The following is an 18,479-nucleotide window of genomic DNA, read 5'->3' as shown; positions in this document are numbered from 1 at the left end:
TCAGACACCACCCTCGCGCACCACGAAACGGCACTTCATCGGGAGCTTGTGCATCGCGCGGCGCATGGCCTCACGTGCAAGGGACTCGTCAACACCGGCCAGCTCGAAGAGGATCCGGCCGGGCTTGACGTTGGCGACCCACCACTCCGGAGAACCCTTACCGGAACCCATGCGGGTCTCGGCAGGCTTCTTCGTCAGCGGACGGTCCGGGTAGATGTTGATCCACACCTTGCCGCCACGCTTGATGTGGCGAGTCATTGCGATACGCGCCGCCTCGATCTGGCGGTTGGTGACGTACGCCGGCTCCAGAGCCTGGATGCCGAAGTCGCCGAACGCGATCTGGGTGCCACCCTTTGCCGCACCGGAGCGCGACGGGTGGTGCTGCTTGCGGTGCTTGACCCTGCGCGGGATCAGCATGGTCAGGCCTCCGTTCCGGTCTCAGCGGCCGGAGCAGCAGCTGCCTCAGCCGCGGGGGCTGCCTCAGTGCTGCGCTCGGCCGGACGCTCGTTACGACGTCCGCCACCACCGCGACGGTCGCCACCGCGCTCGCCACCGCGCTCAGGACGGTCGCCACGACCGCGACCCGCGCGGGGTGCGGCAGTAGCCTGCTGAGCGGCGAACTCCTTCTCGGTGACCTCGCCCTTGTAGATCCACACCTTGACGCCGATGCGGCCGAAGGTGGTGCGGGCCTCGTAGAAGCCGTAGTCGATGTACGCGCGGAGCGTGTGCAGGGGCACGCGGCCCTCGCGGTAGAACTCCGAACGGCTCATCTCGGCGCCGCCGAGGCGGCCGGCGACCTGCACGCGGATACCCTTCGCGCCGGCACGCTGGGCGGACTGCATGCCCTTGCGCATCGCGCGACGGAAGGAGACACGGCTGGCCAGCTGCTCGGCAATGCCCTGAGCAACGAGCTGCGCGTCGATCTCCGCGTTCTTGACCTCGAGGATGTTGAGCTGAACCTGCTTGCCCGTGAGCTTCTCGAGCTCACCGCGGATGCGGTCGGCCTCAGCACCTCGACGACCGATCACGATGCCCGGACGTGCCGTGTGGATGTCCACGCGGACACGGTCGCGGGTGCGCTCGATCTCAACCTTGGAGATACCCGCACGCTCGAGGCCGGTGCCCATGAGCTTGCGGATCTGAACGTCCTCACGGACGTAGTCGCGGTACCGCTGACCAGGCTTGGTGCTGTCGGCGAACCAACGCGACCGGTGGTCAGTCGTAATACCCAGGCGGTACCCGTGCGGGTGAACCTTCTGTCCCACTATCGGGCCCCTTCCTTATCGGCGAGCACCACGGTGATGTGGCTGGTGCGCTTGAGAATGCGCGTAGCACGTCCCTGAGCCCGAGGCCGGAAACGCTTGAGCGTCGGCCCCTCGTCCACGAACGCGGCGGAGACGACCAGGTCGCCCTCGTCGAAGCGCTCGCTCGCGCGGTCGGCCTTCACCCGAGCGTTCGCGATCGCGCTCTCCACGACCTTGCGGATCGGCTCACTGGCGGCCTGCGGTGCGAACTTCAGCACCGCGACGGCCTCAGAGGCCTGCTTGCCACGGATGAGGTCCACGACGCGCCGGGCCTTCTGGGGCGTGACACGGACGAACCGCGCCTGCGCCTTGGCTTCCATTGCTGTCCTGCTTCCTTTTCTCAGACAGTCCAGATCATCGCTGCTGTGACGGGGAGAATCCCACGCCTCAGCGGCGACGACCCTTCCTGTCGTCCTTCACGTGGCCGCGGAAGGTCCGCGTGGGAGCGAACTCGCCGAGCTTGTGGCCGACCATCGACTCGGTCACGAAGACCGGGACGTGCTTGCGACCGTCGTGCACGGCAAAGGTGTGACCGAGAAAGTCGGGCGTGACAACCGACCGACGGGACCAGGTCTTGATAACTGTCTTGGTCCCCTTCTCGTTCTGGACGTCCACCTTCTTCTGGAGGTGTCCGTCTACGAAGGGGCCCTTCTTCAGGCTACGAGGCATGTTTCAGGCTCCTATCAGCGCTTCTTGCCGGTACGACGGCGACGGACGATCATCCGGTCGCTCGACTTGTTCGGACGGCGGGTACGACCCTCGGCCTGGCCCCAGGGGCTGACCGGGTGGCGTCCACCGGACGTCTTGCCTTCACCACCACCGTGGGGGTGGTCCACCGGGTTCATGGCGACACCACGGACGGTCGGGCGCTTGCCCTTCCACCGCATGCGGCCGGCCTTGCCCCAGTTGATGTTCGACTGCTCGGCGTTGCCGACCTCGCCGACCGTCGCGCGGCAGCGCAGGTCGACCATCCGGATCTCGCCGGACGGCATGCGCAGCTGCGCATAGGGGCCGTCCTTGGCAACGAGCTGCACGGACGCACCAGCCGAACGGGCGATCTTCGCACCGCCGCCGGGCCGAAGCTCGATGGCGTGGATGACCGTACCGGTCGGGATGTTGCGCAGCGGCAGGTTGTTGCCGGGCTTGATGTCAGCACCCGCACCGGCCTCGATGCGGTCGCCCTGCGACAGCTTGTTCGGCGCGATGATGTAGCGCTTCTCGCCGTCCGCGTAGTGCAGGAGGGCGATACGTGCCGTGCGGTTGGGGTCGTACTCGATGTGAGCGACCTTCGCGGGCACGCCGTCCTTGTCGTGACGACGGAAGTCGATGACGCGGTAGGCGCGCTTGTGGCCGCCACCCTTGTGACGCGTCGTGATGCGACCGGTGTTGTTACGACCACCGGTCTTGCTCAGCGGCCGGATCAGCGACTTCTCGGGCTGCGAGCGCGTGATCTCGACAAAGTCGGCAACGCTGGAGCCGCGGCGGCCGGGCGTAGTCGGCTTGTACTTACGGATTCCCATGGAAACCTGTCCTCAATCGTCTCTCGTCAGCTCAGCCGACCGGACCGCCGAAGATGTCGATCGTGCCCTCGCGGAGGGTGACGATCGCACGCTTCGTGTCCTTGCGCTTGCCGAGGCCAAAACGCGTGCGACGCGTCTTGCCCTTGCGGTTCATCGTGTTCACCGACGCGACCTTGACGCTGAAGACCTTCTCAATAGCGATCTTGATCTCGGTCTTGTTCGCGCTCGGGTCGACGATGAAGGTGTACTTGCCCTCGTCGAGAAGGTTGTAGCTCTTCTCGGAGACGACCGGCGCGATCAGGATGTCGCGCGGGTCCTTCACGGTGACGGTCACTTGGCAGTCTCCTCAGCGGTCTCGGCCTCGGACTCCGTGGCGACAGCCTTCGCGCCCTTGGTCGGGCCCTCGAGGAACGCGGCAAGCGCGCCCTCGGTGAAGACGACGTCGTCGGAGATGAGCACGTCGTAGGTGTTCAGCTGGTCAGCGACCAGGAGGTGCACCTCGGGAACGTTGCGCAGCGACTTGACCGTGGCCTCGTCGTCGCGCAGCGTCACGACGAGCACGTGTGCACGCGTCGTCAGCTTCGTGATGGTGGCGAGTGCCGTCTTGGTGGACGGGACGCCCTCGATGCCGAAGCCGGACACGACGTGCACGCGACCCGAACGAGCGCGGTCCGAGAGGGCACCGCGCAGGGCGGCAGCCTTCATCTTCTTCGGGGTGCGCTGGTCGTAGCTGCGCGGCTGCGGGCCGTGGACGACGCCACCGCCGGCAAACTGCGGAGCACGCGTCGAACCCTGGCGGGCGCGACCGGTGCCCTTCTGCTTGTACGGCTTGCGGCCACCACCGCGGACCTCGCCACGAGTCTTCGTGGATGCGGTCCCCTGGCGGGCGGCTGCGCGCTGCGCAACGACCACCTGGTGGATCAGCGGAATGTTCACGGCGACGTCGAACACCTCAGCGGGGAGCTCGGCGGTGCCGGACTTCTTGCCCTGGGCGTCCAGGACGTCGACAGTCAGAGCGGTCATCGGGTTCACGCTCCCTTCGCGGCGTTACGCACGAGGACGACGCCACCCTTGGGGCCGGGAACCGCGCCCTTGACGAGCAGCAGACCCTTCTCGACGTCGACCGCGTGAACGGTCAGGTTCTGGGTGGTCTGACGGGCGTTACCCATCCGACCGGCCATCTTCATGCCCTTGAAGACTCGCGACGGCGTCGAAGCGCCACCGATCGAGCCGGGCTTGCGGTGGTTGCGGTGCGCACCGTGAGAAGCACCCACGCCGTGGAAGCCGTGACGCTTCATGACGCCGGCGGTGCCCTTGCCCTTGGTCGTACCGACCACGTCGACCAGCGCGCCGGCCTCGAAGGCGTCTGCGGTGATCTCCTGGCCGAGGGTGTACTCGGAGGCGTTCTCGGTGCGGATCTCGGCCACGTGACGGCGCGGCGTGACGCCGGCCTTCTCGAAGTGGCCCTTGAGGGGCTTGGTGACCTTGCGCGGGTCAACCTGGCCGGTCGCGAGCTGAACAGCCGCATAACCGTCGGCGTCTGCAGTGCGGACCTGGGTCACCACATTGGTGCCCACGGCGACAACGGTCACCGGCACGAGGCGGCCTGCCTCGTCCCAGAGCTGCGTCATGCCGAGCTTGGTCCCGAGCAACGCGGTCACGTTCTTCTGCTGGTTGGTCATGATGTCCTCCAGCCTCAGAGCTTGATCTCGATGTTCACGTCCGCCGGCAGGTCGAGTCGCATGAGCGAGTCGACGGCCTTGGGCGTGGGATCGATGATGTCGATGAGCCGCTTGTGCGTACGCATCTCGAAGTGCTCGCGGCTGTCCTTGTACTTGTGAGGCGACCGGATCACAACGAAGACGTTCTTCTCCGTCGGCAGCGGCACCGGACCCACGACCGTCGCACCAGCGCGAGTGACCGTGTCGACGATCTTGCGCGCCGAACTGTCGATCACCTCGTGGTCGTAGGACTTGAGCCGGATGCGGATCTTCTGTCCCGCCATGGCGTCGTCTGACTCTCTCTCTCGAACCGCTACTGTCCGACCCACGCACTCGGGCGTGTCGCATAATGCGGCACAGCCGGGCGCATAACACCATCGCTGGTGCCGGGGCCGTTGGGAAGTGATCTGCGCTGGCTGCAAGCCAGAGCGACCACGACGTTTGCAGAGCCTGCTCGGAACAGTGCCTCCGGAAGACCGAAGGACGTGTGCTCCGCGGGGCGCCTCGTACGCATCGAACAACAGGCGATAAACCCCGCGACCCCTCACCCGGTTTCTCCCCGGGAGGGTGACCGCTCCAGCCTCTGCTGGCCCCGAACGATCCGGGACCAAGGACTGCGGTTCTGCACACTGTTCGACACTTGAAAGAGCGCGCCCTTGACAGGCAACTATGCAATCTTGCCATACGTCTCCGCATGTACCAAACGGAGGACGTGTGACACGGGCTACTTACGCAACAGGGCCCGGGTGCCGAAGCACCCGGGCCCCATCGTTCAGCTGACTTCCGTCAGATGAGTCCGTTCTCCAAGATCACTTGAGGATCTTGGTGACACGGCCTGAACCGACCGTGCGGCCACCCTCGCGGATGGCGAAGCCCAGACCCTCCTCCATGGCGATCGGCTGGATGAGCTCGACCGTCATCTCGGTGTTGTCGCCGGGCATGACCATCTCGGTGCCCTCGGGCAGCGTGATGACGCCGGTGACGTCCGTGGTGCGGAAGTAGAACTGCGGGCGGTAGTTCGAGTAGAACGGGTTGTGACGGCCACCCTCGTCCTTGCCCAGGATGTAGACCTGAGCCTCGAAGTTCGTGTGCGGGGTGATCGAACCCGGCTTCACGATGACCTGGCCGCGCTCGACGTCCTCGCGCTTGATGCCACGCAGGAGGAGACCGGTGTTGTCGCCGGCCTGCGCCTGGTCCATCTGCTTGTGGAACGTCTCGATGCCCGTGACCGTGGTCTTCTGCGGCACGCGGATACCGACGATCTCGACGTCGGAGTTGATGTCGAGCGTGCCACGCTCGACCTTGCCGGTGACGACGGTGCCACGACCGGTGATCGTGAAGACGTCCTCGATCGGCATCAGGAACGGCTTGTCGAGGTCACGCACCGGCTCCGGCACGTTCTCGTCGACAGCTTCCATCAGCTCGACGATCTTCTCGACCCACTCGGCGTCGCCCTCGAGAGCCTTGAGGCCCGAGACGCGGATGACGGGAGCGTTGTCGCCGTCGAACTCCTGCGAGGACAGCAGCTCACGGACCTCCATCTCGACGAGCTCGAGGATCTCCTCGTCGTCGACCATGTCGGACTTGTTGAGCGCCACCATCAGGTACGGCACGCCGACCTGACGGGCGAGCAGAACGTGCTCACGCGTCTGGGCCATCGGGCCGTCGGTCGCGGCAACCACCAGGATCGCGCCGTCCATCTGCGCGGCACCGGTGATCATGTTCTTGATGTAGTCGGCGTGACCCGGAGCGTCGACGTGCGCGTAGTGGCGCTTCGGCGTCTCGTACTCGATGTGCGCGATGTTGATCGTGATACCGCGCTGCTTCTCTTCCGGCGCGGCGTCGATCTCGTCGAAGTTGCGCTGCGTGTTCGCCGGGAGCTCCGGGTACTTGTCCGCAAGCGTCTTCGAGATCGCGGCGGTCAGCGTCGTCTTACCGTGGTCGACGTGACCGATCGTGCCGATGTTGACGTGCGGCTTGGTCCGCTCGAACTTGGCCTTAGCCACTGGGGTCCTCCTGGGACTTGGGTAGATGTTCCGAACGTTGCAGATGCTCGGCCAAGAAGCCTACAACTGCGGGGCGTGCGGTTCTTCCTACAGGTTGGTTGTGCGGGTCGACCTGTGGGGACTCACTCGCCCCGGGTCTTCTTGATGATCTCTTCGGCAACTGCCTTGGGAACCTCGGCGTAGCTGTCGAACTGCATCGAGTACACCGCGCGACCCTGGGTCTTCGACCGGAGGTCACCGATGTAGCCGAACATCTCACTGAGCGGCACCTGGGCGCGAACGACCTTGACGCCGGTCGCGTCCTCCATGGACTGGATCATGCCACGTCGGGAGTTGATGTCGCCGATCACGTCGCCCATGTACTCCTCGGGCGTACGCACCTCGACGGCCATGACCGGCTCGAGCAGGACAGGGTCAGCGCGCCTGACGCCTTCCTTGAAGACCATCGAACCGGCAATCTTGAACGCCATCTCCGAGGAGTCGACGTCGTGGTACGCACCGTCGATCAGCGACGCCTTGACGCCGACGACCGGGAAGCCTGCCAGCACACCCTGCTGCATGGCCGACTGGATACCAGCGTCCACGGACGGGATGTACTCACGCGGGATACGGCCACCGGTGACGGCGTTCTCGAACTCGTAGAGCTCGCCGTCCGTGGTCTCCAGCGGCGCGAAGGTCACCTGGACCTTGGCGAACTGGCCGGAACCACCGGTCTGCTTCTTGTGCGTGTAGTCGACCTTCTCCGCAACGCGGCGAATGGTCTCGCGGTAGGCGACCTGCGGCTTACCGACGTTGGCCTCGACCTTGAACTCGCGACGCATACGGTCGACGAGGATGTCGAGGTGGAGCTCGCCCATACCGCCGATGACGGTCTGGCCGGTCTCGTCGTCCAGCCGCACGCGGAAGGTCGGGTCCTCCTGCGCGAGCTTCTGGATAGCTGTGGACAGCTTCTCCTGGTCGGCCTTCGTCTTCGGCTCGATCGCCACGTCGATGACGGGCTCCGGGAAGCTCATCGACTCGAGGATGACCTGGTTCTGCGGGTCGCACAGGGTGTCACCGGTGGTGACGTCCTTGAGCCCGATGAACGCGTAGATGTGGCCGGCGTGCGCTTCCTCGACCGGGTTCTCCTTGTTGGAGTGCATCTGGAAGAGCTTCCCGATGCGCTCCTTCTTGCCCTTGGTCGAGTTCTGCACGGCAGCGCCCTGCGCGACCTTGCCCGAGTAGACGCGGACGTAGGTCAGCTTGCCGAAGAACGGGTGCGTGGCGACCTTGAACGCCAGGGCCGAGAACGGCTCCGTCTCGTCCGGACGGCGCTCGATGATCTTCTCTGCGTCCTTGACGTCGACACCCTGGACAGCCGGGACGTCGAGCGGGGTCGGCAGGTAGTCGATCACGGCGTCGAGCATGGGCTGGACGCCCTTGTTCTTGAACGCCGAGCCGCACAGGACCGGGAAGGCCGCGGACTTGATGACGAGCTTCCGGATACCGGACTTGATCTCCGGGATCGTCAGCTCCTCGCCACCGAGGAACTTCTCGAGCAGCTCGTCGTCCGCCTCGGCGACAGCCTCGACCAGGTCGGCGCGGTACTGCTGCGCCTTCTCGAGCATGTCGGCCGGGATCTCCTCGACCTCGTACTCCTCACCCATCTTGGTGTCGCCGCGCCACGTGAGCGCCTTCATCTCGATGAGGTCGACAACGCCCTCGAAGTCGTTCTCCGACCCGATCGGGAGCTGGATGACGAGCGGCTTCGCCTTGAGGCGGTTGATGATGGTGTCGACGGTGAAGTAGAAGTCCGCACCGAGCTTGTCCATCTTGTTGACGAAGCAGATGCGGGGGACGTCGTACTTGTCCGCCTGGCGCCAGACCGTCTCCGACTGGGGCTCGACACCCTCCTTGCCGTCGAACACGGCAACGGCACCGTCGAGCACGCGGAGCGACCGCTCCACCTCGACCGTGAAGTCGACGTGACCCGGCGTATCGATGATGTTGATCTGGTTGTTCTTCCAGTAGCAGGTCGTCGCGGCGGACGTGATCGTGATGCCGCGCTCCTGCTCCTGCTCCATCCAGTCCATCGTCGACGCACCGTCGTGCGTCTCACCGATCTTGTAGTTCACACCCGTGTAGAACAGGATGCGCTCGGTCGTCGTGGTCTTTCCGGCATCGATGTGGGCCATGATGCCGATGTTGCGGACCTTGTTCAGGTCGGTCAGCACGTCGAGTGCCACGGTGTCTTACCCCTTGGTCTGAAGGTGGGTTGGGGCCGGCGGTCAAGCATCCACCGACGGCCCCGGGGTGACCCGGGGCCGCTCGGAAGCTACTACCAGCGGTAGTGCGCGAAGGCCTTGTTGGAGTCGGCCATCTTGTGCATGTCCTCGCGGCGCTTGACCGCAGCACCGAGACCGTTCGACGCGTCGAGGATCTCGTTCATGAGACGCTCCGTCATCGTCTTCTCGCGACGGGCGCGGGAGAAGTCGGTGAGCCAGCGCAGCGCGAGCGTGGTGGCACGCGTGGGGCGGACGTCGACCGGCACCTGGTACGTGGCGCCACCGACGCGGCGGGAGCGGACCTCGAGCGCGGGGCGGACGTTGTCCAGCGCACGCTTGAGCACCACGACGGGGTCACCGTCGGTCTTGGAGCGGACACCCTCGAGCGCGCCGTAGACGATCGCCTCGGCGGTCGACTTCTTGCCGTCGAGCAGGACCTTGTTGATCAGCTGCGTGACAACCGGGGACCCGTAGACCGGGTCGACGATGAGCGGCCGCTTCGGGGCCGGACCCTTGCGGGGCATCAGCTCTTCTCCTTCTTGGCGCCGTACTTGCTCCGACCCTGCTTGCGGCCCTTGACACCCTGGGTGTCGAGCGCGCCGCGGACGATCTTGTACCGCACACCCGGGAGGTCCTTCACACGGCCGCCACGCACGAGCACGATGGAGTGCTCCTGCAGGTTGTGGCCGACGCCGGGGATGTACGCGGTGACCTCGGTACCGGAGGAGAGCTTCACACGCGCAACCTTGCGGAGCGCCGAGTTCGGCTTCTTGGGGGTGGTGGTGTACACGCGAGTGCACACACCGCGCCGCTGGGGGGAGGCATGAAGGGCCGGCGTCTTGGACGCCGTGACCTTCGAGGTACGCCCCTTGCGGACGAGCTGCTGGATCGTAGGCACTACGTCTCCGTCGTCTTCTTGAGCTTCGGCGACGCCCTGCCGGCGTCCCCGTCGATGGTTTGGCTTGTGCGTGCCGATTGCATGCGACACCCACAGCCCCCACGGGGACTGCTGCGCCACTTACCACCGGCTCGATGGCCCGGCTCCGCCATCGGGGCACGACGTGCCCCGGGAGGTTCTTGCCGGGATGCCCACGCACTCACATCGGCCGCTTCCGAAGCTGCCTTGCGGCGGCCTTCAGGAGGTGCGGCCCGACGGCGCGGGCACGAATTCTAAGAATACCCACGTGTTTACGGGGGGTCAAAACGAATCGGGTGTGAGATGCGCCCGAGCAACCGCGAGCGGAAACGAGCGAACCTGTCGGAGCCCACCGTTCGTGTCAGACGTGCAGGTCACGGGAGTGACCTGCACGTCTGACACGTCAGCGGGGCTCTGACAGGTTCGCTACGTCGCAGTCAGGATCGGATCAGCGGAAGTCGCCGAGGTCCAGGTCCTCCAGCGGGATCGCCTCGCCCGAGCCCATACCGAGCGTCGGGAAGTCGATCTCGTCGTAACCGAAGCTCGGGTAGAGCTCGGCCTTGGCCTGCTCGGTGGGCTCGACCTCGACGTTGCGGTAGCGGGGCAGACCCGTACCGGCCGGGATGAGCTTACCGATGATGACGTTCTCCTTGAGGCCCAGCAGCGGGTCACGGCGACCGCTCATCGACGCCTCGGTGAGCACCCGGGTGGTCTCCTGGAAGGAGGCCGCCGAGAGCCACGAGTCGGTGGCGAGCGAAGCCTTCGTGATACCCATCAGCTCCGGACGGCCGGCGGCCGGCTGGCCACCCTCCGACACGGCCTTGCGGTTCGCGTCCTCGAAGCGCATGCGCTCCGCGAGCTCACCGGGCAGCAGCTGCGAGTCACCCGAGTCGAGCACGGTCACGCGCCGCAGCATCTGCCGCACGATGACCTCGATGTGCTTGTCGTGGATGTCCACACCCTGGCTGCGGTAGGTCTCCTGGACCTGGTCCACCAGGTGCGTCTGCGTGGCACGCGGGCCGAGGATGCGCAGCACCTTCTTCGGGTCGACAGCACCCTGGACGAGCTGGGTGCCCACGGTGACGTGGTCGCCGTCCGCGATCTTGAGGCGCGCACGCTTCGTGACCGGGTACTTGATCTCCTCGCCACCGTCGTCCGGCGTCAGCACGAGGTGACGCGTCCGCTCGGTGTCCTCGATCGTCACGCGACCCGTGTACTCCGCGATCGGCGCCTCACCCTTGGGGGTACGGGCCTCGAAGAGCTCGGTGACACGCGGCAGACCCTGCGTGATGTCCTCAGCGGCAGCCACACCACCGGTGTGGAAGGTACGCATCGTCAGCTGCGTGCCCGGCTCACCGATCGACTGCGCCGCGATGATGCCGACGGCCTCGCCGATGTCCACGAGCAGGCCCGTGGCCAGGGAGCGTCCGTAGCACTTCGCGCAGGTACCGACGCGAGAGGTGCAGGTAAGGACCGAACGGACCTTGACGCTCTCGATGCCCGCCGCGATCACCTGGTCGATGATGACGTCGCCCGCGTCCGAACCGGCGGTCGCGATGACGTTGCCGTCGGCGTCCACCACGTCGGTCGCGAAGGTACGCGAGTAGATGCTGGTCTCGACGCGGTCGTCCGGGACGAGCGAGCCGTCCGGGAGCCGCTCGGCGACCGGCAGCGTGAGGCCACGCTCGGTACCGCAGTCGTCCTCACGGATGATGACGTCCTGCGACACGTCCACGAGACGACGGGTCAGGTAGCCCGAGTCGGCCGTACGGAGGGCCGTGTCGGCCAGACCCTTACGGGCACCGTGCGTCGCGATGAAGTACTCGAGGACGGACAGGCCCTCACGGTAGTTGGACTTGATCGGACGAGGGATGATCTCGCCCTTCGGGTTCGCCACGAGGCCGCGCATACCGGCGATCTGACGGACCTGCATCCAGTTACCACGAGCACCCGAGCCCACCATGCGCATCACGGTGTTCCGCGCGTTGCTCTCGAGCTTCTCCCGCATCACCGACGCGACCCGGTCAGTTGCCTGCGTCCAGATCTCGATGAGCTCCTGACGGCGCTCGTCGTCGGTGATCAGACCCTTGTCGAACTGCTGCTGGACCTTGAGGGCCCGAGCCTCGTGCTCGTCGAGGATCGCTGCCTTCTCGGTCGGCGCAGCGACGTCGGAGATGGCGATCGTGACACCGGAGCGCGTTGCCCACCGGTAGCCGGCGTCCTTCAGCGCGTCCAGCGCCGCGGCCACCTCCACCTTCGGGTAGCGCTCGGCGAGGTCGTTGACGATCGTAGAGAGGCGCTTCTTGTCGGCGACACCGTTCTCGTACGGGTAGTCGACGGGCAGCGTCTCGTTGAACAGGTACCGGCCGAGGGTCGTGTCGAACAGGAGCTGCTGCCCCTGCTCCCAGCCCTCGGGCGCCTCGAAGTCCTTCAGCGGCGGCACGAGGTCCGACATCAGAAGCTTGATCTTGGCGTTGATGTCCAGCTCACCGCGGTCGAAGGCCATGATGGCCTCGGCCACGGAACCGAACGCACGGCCCTCGCCCACGGCGCCCGGACGGTCGCTCGTGAGGTGGTGCAGACCGATGATCATGTCCTGCGAGGGCATGGTCACCGGACGGCCGTCCGACGGCTTGAGGATGTTGTTGCTCGAGAGCATGAGGATGCGGGCCTCGGCCTGCGCCTCGGCGCTCAGCGGCAGGTGCACTGCCATCTGGTCACCGTCGAAGTCGGCGTTGAACGCGCCGCAGACGAGCGGGTGCAGGTGGATGGCCTTGCCCTCGACGAGCTGCGGCTCGAACGCCTGGATACCCAGACGGTGCAGCGTCGGCGCACGGTTCAGGAGCACGGGGTGCTCCGTGATGACCTCTTCGAGCACGTCCCACACGACCGGGCGCGTGCGCTCGACCATGCGCTTGGCGCTCTTGATGTTCTGCGCGTGGTTGAGCTCCACGAGCCGCTTCATGACGAACGGCTTGAACAGCTCGAGCGCCATCTGCTTGGGCAGACCGCACTGGTGCAGCTTGAGCTGCGGGCCGACGACGATGACCGAACGGCCCGAGTAGTCGACGCGCTTGCCGAGCAGGTTCTGACGGAACCGGCCCTGCTTGCCCTTGAGCATGTCGGAGATCGACTTCAGCGGGCGGTTGCCCGGACCCGTGACCGGACGGCCGCGGCGACCGTTGTCGAACAGCGAGTCCACGGCCTCCTGGAGCATCCGCTTCTCGTTGTTGACGATGATCTCCGGCGCGCCCAGGTCCAGAAGCCGCTTGAGGCGGTTGTTCCGGTTGATGACGCGGCGGTACAGGTCGTTCAGGTCCGACGTCGCGAACCGGCCACCGTCGAGCTGCACCATCGGGCGCAGGTCCGGCGGGATGACCGGGACGGCGTCGAGCACCATCGCCGTGGGCGAGTTCGTGGTCGTGAGGAACGCGTTCACGACCTTGAGCCGCTTGAGGGCACGGGTCTTGCGCTGGCCCTTGCCGGAGCGGATGGTCTCGCGCAGCGAGTCGGCCTCGGCCTCCAGGTCGAAGTTCTGGAGGCGCTGCTGGATCGCGCTCGCACCCATCGCACCCTCGAAGTAGGTGCCGTAGCGGTCCTGGAGCTGGCGGTACAGCATCTCGTCGCCCTCGAGGTCAGCGACCTTGAGGTTCTTGAACCGGTCCCAGACCTGCTCGAGGCGGTCGAGCTCCTGGTCCGCACGCTTGCGCAGCTGAGCCATCTCGCGCTCGGCGGAGTCACGCACCTTGCGGCGCGCGTCGGCCTTGGCACCCTCGGCCTCGAGCTCGGCCAGGTCGGCCTCGAGCTTCTGGGCGCGGGTGTTGATGTCGTTGTCCCGGCGGTCGGAGATCTCCTTCTTCTCGAGATCGATCTCGTTCTGCAGGTTCGGCAGGTCCTCCTGGCGGGCCTCGTCGTCGACCGACGTGATCATGTAGGCCGCGAAGTAGATGACCTTCTCGAGGTCCTTCGGGGCCAGGTCCAGCAGGTAGCCCAGGCGGGACGGCACACCCTTGAAGAACCAGATGTGCGTGACGGGCGCGGCGAGCTCGATGTGGCCCATGCGCTCACGGCGCACCTTGGAACGCGTGACCTCTACGCCACAACGCTCGCAGATGATGCCCTTGAAGCGCACGCGCTTGTACTTGCCGCAGTAGCACTCCCAGTCGCGGGTCGGACCGAAGATCTTCTCGCAGAAGAGCCCGTCCTTCTCCGGCTTGAGGGTGCGGTAGTTGATGGTCTCTGGCTTCTTGACCTCACCGTGCGACCAGGCACGGATGTCCTCGGCCGTGGCGAGGCCGATACGCAGCTCGTCGAAGACGTTGACGTCGAGCAAGATGTCCTACTTCCTGAAGTTCTCGAAAACCCTCGTGGTGTCCAGGTCCGCGCCTGGTGTCCAGGTCCGCGCCCGCTGTGCGGGCGCGGACCGGTGTCAGATCTCGTCGACGCTGGAGGCGGCGTTCGGCCGCCTCGAGAGGTCGATACCGAGCTCCTCAGCGGCGCGGTACACCTCGTCGTCGGACTCCTTCATCTCGATGGAGACACCGTCGCTCGAGAGCACCTCGACGTTCAGGCACAGCGACTGCATCTCCTTGAGGAGCACCTTGAAGGACTCCGGGATGCCCGAGTCGGGGATGTTCTCGCCCTTGACGATCGCCTCGTAGACCTTGACACGGCCCGGGACGTCGTCGGACTTGATGGTGAGCAGCTCCTGGAGCGTGTACGCGGCGCCGTAGGCCTCGAGTGCCCAGACCTCCATCTCACCGAACCGCTGACCACCGAACTGCGCCTTACCACCCAGAGGCTGCTGCGTGATCATCGAGTACGGACCGGTCGAACGCGCGTGGATCTTGTCGTCGACCAGGTGGTGCAGCTTCAGGATGTACATGTAGCCGGTCGATACGGCCTCGGGGAACGGCTCGCCGGAGCGGCCGTCGAAGAGCATCGCCTTGCCGTCGTGGTTGACCATGCGCTGGCCGTCACGGTTGGGCAGGGTGGCCCCGAAGAGACCGCGGAGCGCGACCTCCTCCAGACCGTCGAACACCGGCGTGGCGACAGGGCGGCCCGGAACGCTCGTGTGAGCGACCTCGGGGAGGCTCTCCAGCCACTCCCCGCCCTTGTCCTCGGCCAGCGAGACGTCCCAGCCCTGCTTGGCGATCCACCCGAGGTGGGTCTCCAGCACCTGGCCGACGTTCATCCGGCCCGGCACACCCAGGGGGTTGAGGACGACGTCGACAGGCGTGCCGTCCTCGAGGAACGGCATGTCCTCCTGCGGGAGGATCTTCGAGATGACGCCCTTGTTGCCGTGGCGGCCGGCCAGCTTGTCGCCGACCGTGATCTTGCGGCGCTGCGCGATGTAGACACGCACCAGCTGGTTCACGCCGGCGGGCAGCTCGTCGCCGTCCTCCCGGTTGAACTCGCGCACCGCGATGACCGTGCCCTGCTCGCCGTGGGGAACCTTGAGCGAGGTGTCGCGCACCTCGCGCGCCTTCTCACCGAAGATCGCACGGAGCAGGCGCTCCTCCGGGGTCAGCTCGGTCTCACCCTTGGGGGTGACCTTGCCGACCAGGATGTCGCCCGCGCCGACCTCGGCACCGATGCGGATCACGCCGCGCTCGTCGAGGTCCGCGAGGACCTCCTCGGAGACGTTCGGGATGTCCCGCGTGATCTCCTCCGGGCCGAGCTTGGTGTCGCGAGCGTCGACCTCGTGCTCCTCGATGTGGATCGAGGAGAGGACGTCGTCCTCCACGAGGCGCTGCGACAGGATGATCGCGTCCTCGTAGTTGTGGCCCTCCCACGACATGAACGCGACCAGCAGGTTGCGGCCGAGCGCGAGCTCGCCCTCGTCCGTGGCCGGGCCGTCGGCGAGCACGGAGCCGACCTCGACCCGCGCGCCCTCGTCGACCAGCACGCGCTGGTTGTAGCTCGTGCCCTGGTTCGAGCGCACGAACTTGTGCACGCGGTACGAGCCCGTCGTGCCGTCGTCGTTCGCCACGAGCACCAGGTCGGCCGAGACCTCGGTGACAACACCGGGCTTGGTCGCCAGGATGACGTCGCCGGCGTCGACCGCCGCACGGCGCTCCATGCCGGTACCGACCACGGGGGCCTCGGACCGGACCAGCGGCACCGCCTGGCGCTGCATGTTCGCACCCATGAGGGCGCGGTTGGCGTCGTCGTGCTCGAGGAACGGGATCAGGGCGGTCGCGACCGACACCATCTGGCGCGGCGAGACGTCCATGTAGTCGACCTCGGCACCCGGGATGTCGTTGGTCTCGCCACCCTTGGTGCGGACGAGCACGCGGTCGAGGACGAACGTGCCGTCCGCGAGCAGCGGCGTGTTCGCCTGCGCGATGATGTAGCGGTCCTCGTCATCGGCCGTCAGGTACTCGATGTTGTCGGTGACCTTGCCGTTCTCGACCTTGCGGTACGGCGTCTCGATGAAGCCGAACGGGTTGATGCGACCGAACGACGCGAGCGAACCGATCAGACCGATGTTCGGACCCTCAGGGGTCTCGATCGGGCACATGCGGCCGTAGTGCGACGGGTGGACGTCACGGACCTCCATGCCGGCGCGGTCGCGGGACAGACCACCCGGGCCCAGCGCGTTCAGACGACGCTTGTGCGTCAGACCGGCCAGCGGGTTGTTCTGGTCCATGAACTGCGACAGCTGCGACGTGCCGAAGAACTCACGGATCGACGCGACGACCGGACGGATGTTGATCAGCGTCTGCGGCGTGATGGCCTCGACGTCCTGCGTGGTCATGCGCTCGCGAACGACGCGCTCCATGCGGGACAGACCCGTACGCACCTGGTTCTGGATGAGCTCACCCACGGCGCGGATACGGCGGTTGCCGAAGTGGTCGATGTCGTCGACCTCGACGCGCACCTCGACCGGCTTGCCGTTGCGCATCCCCGAGAGGATCTGCTTGTCGGCGTGCAGGGCCGCGAGGTACTTGATCGTCGCGACGACGTCGGTCAGCGACAGCGTGGACTCGGCCAGCTGTGCGTCGACACCGAGCTTCTTGTTCGCCTTGTAGCGGCCGACCTTCGCGAGGTCGTAACGCTTCGGGTTGAAGTAGAAGTTCTCGAGCAGCGCGCGACCGGCCTCGACCGTGGGCGGCTCGCCCGGGCGGATCTTGCGGTACAGGTCGACGAGCGCCTCGTCCTCGGTGTGGACGTGGTCCTTCTCGAGGGTGTCCAGCACGGACGGGAACTCGGCGAACTCCTCACGGATCTCCGCCTCGCTCATGCCGAGGGCCTTGAGCAGCACCGTGACGGACTGCTTGCGCTTGCGGTCGACGCGCACGCCGACGGCGTCGCGCTTGTCGATCTCGAACTCGAGCCAGGCACCACGCGACGGGATGATCTTCGCGGAGAAGACGTCCTTGTCGCTGGTCTTGTCCGGGGTGCGCTCGAAGTAGACGCCCGGCGAACGAACCAGCTGGGAGACGACGACGCGCTCGGTGCCGTTGATGATGAAGGTGCCGCGGGCCGTCATGAGCGGGAAGTCACCCATGAAGACGGTCTGGCTCTTGATCTCACCGGTGGTGTAGTTGACGAACTCCGCGGTGACGAACAGCGGGGCCGCGTAGGTGAAGTCCTTCTCCTTGCACTCGTCCGCCGTGTACTTCGGCGGCTCGAAGCGGTGGTTCGAGAAGGAGAGGGACATCGAGGAGCCGAAGTCCTCGATCGGGGAGATCTCCTCGAAGATCTCCTCGAGGCCCGAAGTTTCCGGGACATCATTACGGCCAGCCGTCTTGGCAATTTCTACCCTGGCCTGCCAGGCTGGGTTACCAAGGAGCCAGTCGAAGCTTTCGGTCTGAAGGCCAAGCAGGTCGGGGACCTCGAGTGGCTCATAGATCTTTGCGAAGGAAACGCGACGGGAAGCGGTACGGTTCGCAATGGCTTCGGCGGACGGAGCTGAAGGGGTGCGCGAGGCAGCCAAGAGGGGTCCTTCCCTGCAGTTCGGGTGAACGCTGTACGCTCTGCGGTGCTGCAGGAAGCTCTGCCGGACTTCACCGGTCGCCGGAGGGCATCCCACAAGAGGGGATGCAACCAGGACTTTCGGGAAGCAGGGGGAGGCGTCGAGGGCACACGCGGGCGCAAAGCGCTAGCATACCTATCTGGTTCTAGTATGTCCAGTCGCCCTACTACGTGCACGCCGAGACCGCAATAATCCTCGAATCGTTGCGTATCCGCACTACCGGCCCGCACTGCCGCGACGCTGCGGCTGACGTGGGTGAAAACGAGAGGCCCGCACCCCCGAGGGATGCGGGCCTCTGCAGTCGGCGGACGGCGCCCGGGACGAGCCCGGGCCGCCGTCACACCTGCCCGAAGGCGGTGGAGCCTGAGGTCACTTGATGGTGACGGTGGCGCCGGCGCCCTCGAGGGCAGCCTTGGCCTTCTCGGCGGCGTCCTTGTCGGCAGCCTCGAGAACCGGCTTCGGTGCGCCGTCGACCAGGTCCTTGGCCTCCTTGAGACCGAGGGACGTGAGCGCGCGCACCTCCTTGATGACCTGGATCTTCTTGTCACCGGCGGCCTCGAGGATGACGTCGAACTCCGTCTTCTCCTCGACGGCCTCGGCGGCGGCGGCCGGGCCGGCAACGGCAGCGGCGACCGGAGCGGCGGCGGTGACGTCGAACTTGTCCTCGAAGGCCTTCACGAAGTCGGACAGCTCGATGAGCGTGAGCTCCTCGAAGGCGGACAGGAGCTCGTCGGTGGAGAGCTTCGCCATGATGGCGTTCCTTTCAG

General features: G+C 66.2%; 16 protein-coding genes. All 16 read right to left on the bottom strand.

The annotated features are described in order from the left end of the window. The gene (rplP, locus tag ACQEVI_RS15255; RefSeq protein WP_108492297.1) at window positions 1–417 is read right to left on the bottom strand and encodes a 50S ribosomal protein L16; all 417 of its coding nucleotides are present in this window, start codon (window positions 415–417) and stop codon (window positions 1–3) included. A gap of 2 nt (window positions 418–419) precedes the next feature. After that, complete coding sequence (rpsC, locus tag ACQEVI_RS15250) at window positions 420–1,265, bottom strand: 30S ribosomal protein S3 (RefSeq protein WP_432900299.1); 846 nt, start codon at window positions 1,263–1,265, stop codon at window positions 420–422. Then, entirely contained in the window at window positions 1,265–1,624 is a 360-nt protein-coding gene (gene rplV, locus ACQEVI_RS15245) for a 50S ribosomal protein L22 (RefSeq protein ID WP_116673591.1), read from the bottom strand. Before rplV ends, rpsC begins: the two co-directional genes overlap by 1 nt. A 67-nt stretch (window positions 1,625–1,691) precedes the next feature. Next, on the bottom strand, window positions 1,692–1,973 hold the full coding sequence (gene rpsS / locus ACQEVI_RS15240) for a 30S ribosomal protein S19 (protein WP_253869175.1): 282 nt from the start codon (window positions 1,971–1,973) through the stop codon (window positions 1,692–1,694). Window positions 1,974–1,987: 14 nt separating this feature from the next. Next, window positions 1,988–2,824 carry a 50S ribosomal protein L2 gene (gene rplB / locus ACQEVI_RS15235; protein ID WP_116673589.1) on the bottom strand — a complete coding sequence of 279 codons (837 nt, stop codon included), beginning with the start codon at window positions 2,822–2,824 and terminating at the stop codon, window positions 1,988–1,990. Window positions 2,825–2,855: 31 nt separating this feature from the next. Next, window positions 2,856–3,158 carry a 50S ribosomal protein L23 gene (rplW, locus tag ACQEVI_RS15230; RefSeq protein ID WP_357443959.1) on the bottom strand — a complete coding sequence of 101 codons (303 nt, stop codon included), beginning with the start codon at window positions 3,156–3,158 and terminating at the stop codon, window positions 2,856–2,858. Beyond that, window positions 3,155–3,847: a 50S ribosomal protein L4 gene (rplD, locus tag ACQEVI_RS15225; protein ID WP_432900296.1), complete on the bottom strand. Its 693-nt coding sequence runs from the start codon at window positions 3,845–3,847 to the stop codon at window positions 3,155–3,157. Before rplD ends, rplW begins: the two co-directional genes overlap by 4 nt. Before the next feature lie 5 nt (window positions 3,848–3,852). After that, complete coding sequence (gene rplC / locus ACQEVI_RS15220) at window positions 3,853–4,506, bottom strand: 50S ribosomal protein L3 (RefSeq protein ID WP_357510385.1); 654 nt, start codon at window positions 4,504–4,506, stop codon at window positions 3,853–3,855. A 14-nt stretch (window positions 4,507–4,520) separates the two neighbouring features. Continuing rightward, on the bottom strand, window positions 4,521–4,829 hold the full coding sequence (gene rpsJ, locus ACQEVI_RS15215) for a 30S ribosomal protein S10 (protein ID WP_019146773.1): 309 nt from the start codon (window positions 4,827–4,829) through the stop codon (window positions 4,521–4,523). 525 nt (window positions 4,830–5,354) lie between these two features. After that, window positions 5,355–6,551, bottom strand: a complete 1,197-nt coding sequence (gene tuf / locus ACQEVI_RS15210; protein WP_432900293.1) for an elongation factor Tu — start codon at window positions 6,549–6,551, stop codon at window positions 5,355–5,357. Between the two features lie 122 nt (window positions 6,552–6,673). Next, window positions 6,674–8,776 (bottom strand): elongation factor G, encoded by a 2,103-nt coding sequence (gene fusA / locus ACQEVI_RS15205; RefSeq protein WP_432900291.1) that lies wholly within the window; start codon window positions 8,774–8,776, stop codon window positions 6,674–6,676. Window positions 8,777–8,868: 92 nt separating this feature from the next. Continuing rightward, window positions 8,869–9,339 carry a 30S ribosomal protein S7 gene (gene rpsG, locus ACQEVI_RS15200; RefSeq protein ID WP_182620558.1) on the bottom strand — a complete coding sequence of 157 codons (471 nt, stop codon included), beginning with the start codon at window positions 9,337–9,339 and terminating at the stop codon, window positions 8,869–8,871. Beyond that, a complete protein-coding gene (rpsL, locus tag ACQEVI_RS15195; protein ID WP_108492305.1) occupies window positions 9,339–9,713 on the bottom strand; it encodes a 30S ribosomal protein S12 in 375 nt (124 codons plus the stop codon). Before rpsL ends, rpsG begins: the two co-directional genes overlap by 1 nt. A gap of 466 nt (window positions 9,714–10,179) precedes the next feature. Further along, window positions 10,180–14,064 (bottom strand): DNA-directed RNA polymerase subunit beta', encoded by a 3,885-nt coding sequence (locus tag ACQEVI_RS15190; protein WP_432900288.1) that lies wholly within the window; start codon window positions 14,062–14,064, stop codon window positions 10,180–10,182. A gap of 96 nt (window positions 14,065–14,160) precedes the next feature. After that, window positions 14,161–17,673, bottom strand: a complete 3,513-nt coding sequence (rpoB, locus tag ACQEVI_RS15185) for a DNA-directed RNA polymerase subunit beta (RefSeq protein WP_432900286.1) — start codon at window positions 17,671–17,673, stop codon at window positions 14,161–14,163. A gap of 408 nt (window positions 17,674–18,081) precedes the next feature. Continuing rightward, on the bottom strand, window positions 18,082–18,462 hold the full coding sequence (rplL, locus tag ACQEVI_RS15180; protein WP_432900284.1) for a 50S ribosomal protein L7/L12: 381 nt from the start codon (window positions 18,460–18,462) through the stop codon (window positions 18,082–18,084). Window positions 18,463–18,479: the final 17 nt, after the last annotated feature.

This window comes from Promicromonospora sp. CA-289599 (genome assembly GCF_050936155.1).
Classification (GTDB): Bacteria; Actinomycetota; Actinomycetes; order Actinomycetales; family Cellulomonadaceae; genus Promicromonospora.
This window is presented reverse-complemented; position numbering and strand designations above follow the sequence as displayed.

Excerpts from the sequence above, each read along its gene's own strand:
- rplC (WP_357510385.1), bottom strand. The coding sequence starts at position 4,506 with ATGACCAACCAGCAGAAGAACGTGACCGCGTTGCTCGGGACCAAGCTC.
- rpsJ (WP_019146773.1), bottom strand. The coding sequence starts at position 4,829 with ATGGCGGGACAGAAGATCCGCATCCGGCTCAAGTCCTACGACCACGAG.
- rplV (WP_116673591.1), bottom strand. The coding sequence starts at position 1,624 with ATGGAAGCCAAGGCGCAGGCGCGGTTCGTCCGTGTCACGCCCCAGAAG.
- rpsS (WP_253869175.1), bottom strand. The coding sequence starts at position 1,973 with ATGCCTCGTAGCCTGAAGAAGGGCCCCTTCGTAGACGGACACCTCCAG.
- rpsG (WP_182620558.1), bottom strand. The coding sequence starts at position 9,339 with ATGCCCCGCAAGGGTCCGGCCCCGAAGCGGCCGCTCATCGTCGACCCG.
- rplP (WP_108492297.1), bottom strand. The coding sequence starts at position 417 with ATGCTGATCCCGCGCAGGGTCAAGCACCGCAAGCAGCACCACCCGTCG.
- rplD (WP_432900296.1), bottom strand. The coding sequence starts at position 3,847 with ATGACCGCTCTGACTGTCGACGTCCTGGACGCCCAGGGCAAGAAGTCC.
- rplL (WP_432900284.1), bottom strand. The coding sequence starts at position 18,462 with ATGGCGAAGCTCTCCACCGACGAGCTCCTGTCCGCCTTCGAGGAGCTC.
- rplB (WP_116673589.1), bottom strand. The coding sequence starts at position 2,824 with ATGGGAATCCGTAAGTACAAGCCGACTACGCCCGGCCGCCGCGGCTCC.